This is a genomic window from Sodalis sp. (in: enterobacteria) (genome assembly GCF_051710625.1).
GTDB lineage: Bacteria > Pseudomonadota > Gammaproteobacteria > Enterobacterales > Enterobacteriaceae > JBPESN01.
Genome location: NZ_JBPESN010000094.1, coordinates 1 through 7,320, shown reverse-complemented (window position 1 = coordinate 7,320; position 7,320 = coordinate 1). Strand labels below are relative to the sequence as shown.

General features: G+C 53.6%; 5 protein-coding genes and 3 pseudogenes. 5 read left to right on the top strand and 3 right to left on the bottom strand.

From position 1 onward, the window contains the following. A pseudogene (locus ACTBDU_RS15360) lies at positions 1–149 on the top strand (IS3 family transposase); the annotation flags it as partial. Between the two features lie 384 nt (positions 150–533). Here ACTBDU_RS15360 and dnaQ read toward each other — a convergent pair. After that, on the bottom strand, positions 534–1,292 hold the full coding sequence (dnaQ, locus tag ACTBDU_RS15355; RefSeq protein WP_438807074.1) for a DNA polymerase III subunit epsilon: 759 nt from the start codon (positions 1,290–1,292) through the stop codon (positions 534–536). 53 nt (positions 1,293–1,345) lie between these two features. On the opposite strand from dnaQ, the gene rnhA reads away from it, so the two are divergent. Beyond that, positions 1,346–1,837 (top strand): ribonuclease HI, encoded by a 492-nt coding sequence (gene rnhA / locus ACTBDU_RS15350; protein WP_438807073.1) that lies wholly within the window; start codon positions 1,346–1,348, stop codon positions 1,835–1,837. Between the two features lie 16 nt (positions 1,838–1,853). Here rnhA and ACTBDU_RS15345 read toward each other — a convergent pair whose 3' ends face one another. After that, a complete protein-coding gene (locus tag ACTBDU_RS15345) occupies positions 1,854–2,582 on the bottom strand; it encodes a methyltransferase domain-containing protein (protein WP_438807072.1) in 729 nt (242 codons plus the stop codon). A gap of 46 nt (positions 2,583–2,628) precedes the next feature. Between ACTBDU_RS15345 and gloB the strand changes: the two genes are divergently transcribed. Both gloB and mltD read left to right on the top strand, forming a co-directional pair. Then, complete coding sequence (gene gloB, locus ACTBDU_RS15340) at positions 2,629–3,384, top strand: hydroxyacylglutathione hydrolase (RefSeq protein ID WP_438807071.1); 756 nt, start codon at positions 2,629–2,631, stop codon at positions 3,382–3,384. Between the two features lie 84 nt (positions 3,385–3,468). After that, a pseudogene (mltD, locus tag ACTBDU_RS15335) lies at positions 3,469–4,848 on the top strand (murein transglycosylase D). 189 nt (positions 4,849–5,037) lie between these two features. Here the strand turns inward: mltD and ACTBDU_RS15330 are convergent. Continuing rightward, positions 5,038–5,877 carry an endonuclease/exonuclease/phosphatase family protein gene (locus ACTBDU_RS15330; protein WP_438807070.1) on the bottom strand — a complete coding sequence of 280 codons (840 nt, stop codon included), beginning with the start codon at positions 5,875–5,877 and terminating at the stop codon, positions 5,038–5,040. Positions 5,878–6,213: 336 nt separating this feature from the next. On the opposite strand from ACTBDU_RS15330, the pseudogene ACTBDU_RS15325 reads away from it, so the two are divergent. Continuing rightward, a pseudogene (locus ACTBDU_RS15325) lies at positions 6,214–7,320 on the top strand (IS3 family transposase); the annotation flags it as partial.

Below are 7,320 nucleotides of genomic sequence, written 5' to 3'. Positions count from 1 at the left end.
GCTTCAGCGAAGCAGCTTATGAAATTACCGACTATATCGTGGGATATTACAGCGCACTCAGGCCGCATAAATATAACGGTGGGTTGCCACCAAACGAATCAGAAAATAGATACTGGAAAAACGCTAATGCGGCGGCCAGTTTTAGTTGACCACTACAGCCAATAGGGCCAAGCTAGCGTTGGAGGCAATCCCTCCCGGTGTGCCTTGTCCTGCCGGTAAACAGCAAAACGGCCTTCAGCGGGTAGCAACGCGATTTGCGGCCTGAATATCGGCGCCGCAGAAAAGACAAAACCCCATGTTTGTCGAAGCACGGGGGGTTGAAGTGATTGGCGGTGCGGGCGGGGCTCGAACCCGCGACCCCGGCGTGACGGGGCGGCACCCTAACTGACCGAACTACCGCACCCCCGCTTTGTCGGGAAAGCGAAGCGAATAGTAAGGTCAGTGCCAGTTAACATCAATGCTTTTTATGCGCCGGGAAATCGTTTGCTGATAAATACAGCACCCCGCGTTAATTTTAACCTGACAGGACGATTTTATTCGCTTTGTGCAGGTCTTTCCGCCCGCCACACACAGCTTCCGCCCTTTTTCTGCACCAGATCTAAACGCTGCTCATGGGCTACGACCTCCTCGTCGCTGGCATAGATCACCCTCAGCGACGTCTGGGCGCGCTGCACCCGCTGAATTTGTACAGCTTCGCCTACATCGCGTTGCTTTTGCTCTCCTTCCAAGGCAAAACGCATCGCGGTCTGGCCACCGGTCATCAGCAGGAAAACATCCGCCAGAATTTCGGCGTCAAGCAATGCGCCGTGGAGGGTACGCTTACTATTATCGATTAAGTACCGGTCGCACAATGCGTCCAGGCTGTTGCGCTTACCCGGGAACATTTTGCGCGCCAGCAGCAAACTGTCCGTCACCTTACAAAAGGTGTCGGTCTTGGCGATGCCGCGGTTTAGCATGCCAAACTCATAATCCATAAAGCCGATATCGAAGGGGGCATTATGAATAACCAGTTCGCCGCCACGGATAAAGTGCAAAAACTCGTCCGCCACGTCGGCAAATGTCGGCTTATCCGCCAGAAACTCATCGCTGATGCCGTGCACGTTGAACGCTTCGGGATCGACGAGCCGGTCCGGTTTCAGATAGACATGAAAATGCCGGCCGGTCAGGCGGCGATTGATGACCTCCACCGCGCCGATTTCGATAATCCGGTGTTCTTCATAGTGGACACCCAACTTGTTCATACCGGTGGTTTCGGTATCCAGAACTATCTGTCGCGTAATGTCAGTGCTCATAATGCTCGTTTATGTCAGACTTGGGCTTTTAACATGGAGCAAGTTTAGCAGAGATGCGCAAACAGGTTGCAATTTTCACCGACGGTTCGTGCCTGGGCAATCCCGGTCCCGGCGGCTATGGCGCCATACTGCGCTATAAACAGCACGAAAAAACCTTTAGCGCCGGTTATCGCCTGACCACCAATAATCGTATGGAGCTGATGGCGGCGATTGTGGCCTTGGAGGCGCTGACGGATGCCTGCGAGGTGGTGCTTAGTACCGACAGCCAGTACGTCCGCCAGGGGATTACCCAATGGATACACAACTGGAAAAAGCGGGGCTGGAAAACCGCCGACAAGAAACCCGTAAAAAACGTCGACTTATGGCAGCGGCTGGACGCGGCCATTCAGCCTCATACCCTGCGCTGGGATTGGGTGAAGGGCCACGCGGGCCACCCGGAAAACGAACGCTGCGATGAACTGGCGCGCACCGGCGCCGGTCATCCGGCATTGGAGGACACCGGTTATCGGGTGGAAGCGCAAACGAGCGACGGCCGGGCGGATTAAAGCGGGTTCGCTTTGTTTATAAGACATGCCGTTGCCGGCAACTGCGGGTAGTGGCGTTAACCGGCCTGCGTAATCCCCTGGAGGGCGTCGAGTTTTTCAGCGGCGTCAGGCTGAGGGGGAATGTGCGTTTTCGCGCGACAATCACGCTCAAGCAACCGATAGCCGGAAAATGGGTGCTGAGCAGCCTCCCCCCCTGGCGCCGCCACGGCAGCACTTGCAGATAAGTGCGGTGCAAAACCTCGAAATTAAGCACCCCCAGCCAATCCAATAGCCGCATCTGCGTATACATGCGGCTTCTGTACGGCTGGCGGCGAAAGAGAACCGGGCAGATTTTGCCCAACCCCAGCATACTTACCGGGTTAAACGTCGTGATGACCAGCCAGCCGTCATCAATAAGCACGCGATCCACCTCCCGCAGCAGCCTATGGGGATCGCCGGTATAGGATAAGGTATGGGCCAGCAGACAGGCATCAGCCGACTTATTGGCAAAGGGTAATTGATAAGGATCGGCGATGACCTGCAAACGCTCGCCTTCAAGTCCCACATTCACCTGATGAGAAATCGCACAATCGCCGGTATCCAGATCCGCGCTCAGCGCGCCGATTTTAAGTAGATGGAAACCGAACAGCTTTGGCCACCAGGCTTTCAAACCCTCTTCCAGCGCCTGACGATAGTAAGCCCCGCAGGGAATATCGTCCCATGAGACAGGCGCCTCAATTGTTTTGTTACTTTGCGCTGGTTTCATGTTTGTCTATCTTCTAAGGGCCATAGAAAAAATAAAGAGGTTAACAATGAATCTTATCAGCATTCCCGCATTGGCGGATAATTACATTTGGCTTTTACACAATGACGACAGGCGGCGGTGCCTGGTGGTCGATCCGGGCGAGGCGGCGCCGGTGTTGCAGGCGCTGGCCGACCACCGGCTGACCCCTGTGGCCGTTTTATTAACTCATCATCACCAGGACCATGTGGGCGGCGTTAGCGAGCTGCTGCAGCATTTTCCCGTGTCAGTCTACGGCCCGGAAGAAACCCGTTCCAAAGGCGCAACGCAGATAGTCAACGAAGGCGATAGCCTGACATTACTGGACCACACCTTCAGCATAATGGCATTACCCGGTCATACACTCGGACATATCGGATTTTACAGCGCGCCCTGGCTTTTTTGCGGCGACACGGTTTTTTCCGCAGGTTGCGGCCGGCTGTTTGAGGGTACACCCAGGCAAATGTATGAGTCTTTTCAGAAGGTCAATCAGCTTCCGTCCGCTACCCTTATCTGTGCCGCACATGAGTATACTTTAAGCAATTTAAACTTTGCTGCCGCCCTGTTACCCCAAGATAGCGTTATTACTGGTTATCAACGTGAAATTAAAGAGTTACGGCTGAAAAACCAGCCCAGCCTGCCGACAAAACTGCATTTAGAGCGACAAATTAATCTTTTCTTACGTTTCCATGACGTTGATTTACAAAATAAATTAAATGTTCACCCCGCTCCTGGCGAGAAATGGCGCGTTTTTGCGGCATTACGCGAGAAGAAGGATCATTTCTAAGGGTTTTAGTTGTAATGTCCCAGGCTTTTTAAAGTATCATTGCTCGCCTTTTAAGCGACTATTGACATACAGATGACATACAGTATGAAGACTCATGCGATCTTATTCGCCTCGGTCTTGCTGGTGGGGTGTCAAGCGTCCAGGCAGGCCACGCCCCCCCGAACAGCATGCACAGAGTGTTTCTTCGGCAGGTCAAGGTGAAGCAGGAAAGTACACAGATGACCGAGCGGGTACCGCGCGATGGCAAGATATTAACACTAGCCTGCCGCGAGGCGGTTTGTGGAACTTCATTGGCGACGAGCTGAAGATGCAGATACCGGATAACGTCCGGGTCCGCGAGCAACAAAAGCGTTATTTGAAACAGAAGAGCTATCTCCACGATGTAACATTACGGGCAGGGCCGTACATCTACTGGATTGTCGAGCAGATTAAGCAACGTAAGATGCCGATGGCACTGGTACTGCTACCCATAGTGGAGAGCGCTTTTGACCCTAAGGCAACATCCGCCTCTAACGCGGCTGGCCTTTGGCAAATTGTTCCCCAGACAGGCAAGAATTATGGCCTGAAGCAAAATCAATGGTATGACGGCCGCTGTGATGTTGTGGCGTCCATCACACCACCGTTGCGCTGGATATGATGCAGCGGCTTAACCGTATGTTCGACGGCGACTAGCTATTGACTATTGCTGCCTATAATAGTGGTGAAGGCCGTATTATGCAGGCCATTAAGCGTAATAAGGCCAGGGGCCGCCCCACCGACTTCTGGTCGTTGGCTTTGCCTCGCAAAACCACCATTTATGTTCCGAAGATGCTTGCGCTTAGCAACCTCATTAAGAATAGCAAACAATTTGGCATCACGTTGCCTAAATCGAATGAACAGCGCGCACTGGCGCGGGCGGAAGTCGGCTAGCAGATCGGCCTGACGCAGGCGGCGGAAATGTCGAGCCTGTCGCTGACCAAGTCGAAAAGCTTCAACACTGGCTATAAGCGCAACGTGACGGCGCCCAATGGACCGCATTACATCATGCCGCCCAAAGAGCATGCTTATCAGCTGCGTACCGCGCTGGCGGAAGGCGACATTGCGGCGGTGCAGTCCACGCAGCTTGCCGATAACCTCGGCAGCGGCAGCTATGAGGTCCGTGCCGGAGATACGTTATCCGGCATCGCACAACGGCTTAACGTTAAAACTGCTGACTTGCAGAAGTGGAATAATCTGCGCAGCGCGCGTAGCCTGAAGGTGGGCCAGACGCTGAAAGTCAGCAGCGGCACGTTGCAGATTGCCAGCAACAACAGCATTACCTATCAGGTGCGCAAGGGGGATTCCCTGGCGAGCATCGCCCGCCGGCACCACGGCGTCGATATCAAAGACGTAATGCGCTGGAACGATGCGTTGACTAATGCGAACAACCTGCAGCCGGGGCTTAAGCTCACGCTGTTCGTTAACGGCAAGTCAACGGATTCCTGAGGCAGCGCTGAACACCTCGTTTTTTTCAGCGATCTGAGACAGCAGACGCGATGCCTGGGCAGATTCATGCCACCGTTAGCATCATAAAAGGCAGACGCTACATCATCTGCTTTTTATGATGTCTGTCTGCACTCCCCCGTTTTGAACCCCGCTACGGCATTGGAAATATAGGCACCCAACACTGAGGGCCTAAGTTCCGATACCGACGATTTTCGGTTCCGCCGGGAGCCGCCCGCGACGGGGGGCAAGCTCAAACTCGACCAGTAAGGGATTATGGTCTGAGGCCTCGGTAACCAGCACCGACGCCTCGCAGACGTTCATATCGCGGTAAAAAACGAAATCCAGCGGACGGCCAAACGCCCGTCGGCGCTGATCGTCGACAAATCTCACTTCGCCCAGGCCCATTCGTTCCGCGAAACGGTAAAGCGCTAACATACGCTGTCGGCTCCAGGCGTTAAAATCCCCCGCCATGATCACCGGACCGCTGTGATTACAGATCTGCTCTCCGATGGGGTCCAACTGCTTACTGTATACATCAATGCCCAGACTGAAATTCACCGCATGGATATTGACCACCATTAGCAGCTGGCCATTGTAGATTGGATACACGGTCACCAGCGCCGATTTAGCTAACCGTAACAGCGGTTCACGTTCCCGTAGCGGACAGCAGTAGACGGGATGAGCCGCGGATAGGGTCATCACCCCAGACGAATGCTGAGGGAAAATCAATGCAGGAACCTGATCCGCAGCCAGGTAATGAGAAGTGGCGAATCGGAGCAGTTCAGGAGTAGTTTGCGCTTCCTGTAGCAGGACCAGCTGGGCGTCTTTACCAAACCCCTGCAGAACTGATAGCCAATTGGCGCGCTGCTGTTTGAAGATATTCCATACCATCGCCCGCAAAATGCGCGGGCCCGGCAGAGGTTCTCCCGGCGGCAACGCCTGACCTAATTGGCCAGAGGCAAGAGGTGGGAAAATACGCTCGACTGGCTGGCCCGCGACATACCTGACGGCATATGTTTTTTTTGGCACGGTTACCGCCTATGTTCCCAAGTTTTTTGCGCCCGTGGCGGTGTTTAAGTTAATTCCCCGCTGTTTTTCGTCCACATGCACCTTACGATTTTATGCTGTTATAAGCTCTCGGCCCGGAAAATTCAATGTGAAGCCATGACGTAGCGGCCCGACCCACACACAGTATATCACAAAGCCTTCTTGCTGAGACGGAGGCGCCAGGTACGACAACGGCAACCCAAGGTGTGTGGCATCGGCTAACGACCTTTTCGGCCTTTCCTATAGTGTAGTGGCACACTGAATTTGGCCACCTGAACAGAGGTGATCTGCTCACCTTAGAACAACACGGGTGCACCAATGAAAAGAAGAAATTTTAGTCTTGAATTCAAACGCGAATCCGCTCAACTGGTTGTCGACCAAAATTACACCGCCGCGCAAGCAGCAAAAGCCATGGACGTCGGTTATTTCTACGATGACGAAATGGGTAAAACAACTGCGTGATAAGCGACAGGGGAAAACGCCAAAAGCCTCTCCCATAACCCCGGAATAAATCAAAATACGTGAGCTCAAGAAGAAGGTACAACGCATTGAAATGGAAAACGAAACATTAAAAAAGGCTACAACGCTCTTGATGTCAGACTCCCTGAACAGTTCTCGTTAATCGGGAAACTCAGAGCGCATTATCCTGTGGCCACACTCTGTCACGTGTTCAGGGTTCATCGCAGCAGTTACAAATACTGGGAAAGTCGTCCTGACAGGCCAGACGGCAGGTGAACGGTATTGCGCAGTCAGGTTCATGAACTGCACAGTATCAGCCATAATGCAGCTGGCGCCCATGGCAACCCAGAGAGGCTTCCGGATGGGGCGCTGGCTCGCAGGCAGGCTCATGAAAGAGTTGGGGCTGGTCAGTTGTCAGCAGCCGACGCACAGGTATAAGCGTGGCGGTCAGGAGCATGTTGCGATCCCGAATTATCTTGAGCGCCAGTTCGCTGTAATGGAGCCAAACCAGGTATGGTGCGGCGATGTGACGTATCTCTGGACCGGGAAACGCTGGGCATACCTTGCGGTTGTTCTTGATCTGTTCGCGAGGAGAGCGGTGGGCTGGGCTATGTCGTTCTCCCCGGACAGCAGACTGACCATCAAAGCACTGGAAATGGCATGGGAAACGCGTGGTAAACCAGCCCGAGTGATGTTCCACAGCGATCAGGGTAGCCACTATACGAGCAGGCAGTTCCGGCAGTTGCTGTGGCGTTACCGGATCAAACAAAGCATGAGTCGGCGTGGTAACTGTTGGGATAACAGTCCGATGGAGCGCTTCTTCAGAAGTCTGAAAAACAAGTGGATACCGGTAACGGGCTACATAAGCTTCAGCGAAGCAGCTCATGAAATTACCGACTATATCGTGGGATATTACAGCGCACTCAGGCCGCATAAATATAACGGTGGGTTGCCACCAAACGAATC

Bases quoted from the DNA above. Each gene is read 5' to 3' on its own strand.
- dnaQ (WP_438807074.1), bottom strand. From the start codon at position 1,292: ATGAGCACTGACATTACGCGACAGATAGTTCTGGATACCGAAACCACC.
- rnhA (WP_438807073.1), top strand. From the start codon at position 1,346: ATGCGCAAACAGGTTGCAATTTTCACCGACGGTTCGTGCCTGGGCAAT.
- ACTBDU_RS15345 (WP_438807072.1), bottom strand. From the start codon at position 2,582: ATGAAACCAGCGCAAAGTAACAAAACAATTGAGGCGCCTGTCTCATGG.
- gloB (WP_438807071.1), top strand. From the start codon at position 2,629: ATGAATCTTATCAGCATTCCCGCATTGGCGGATAATTACATTTGGCTT.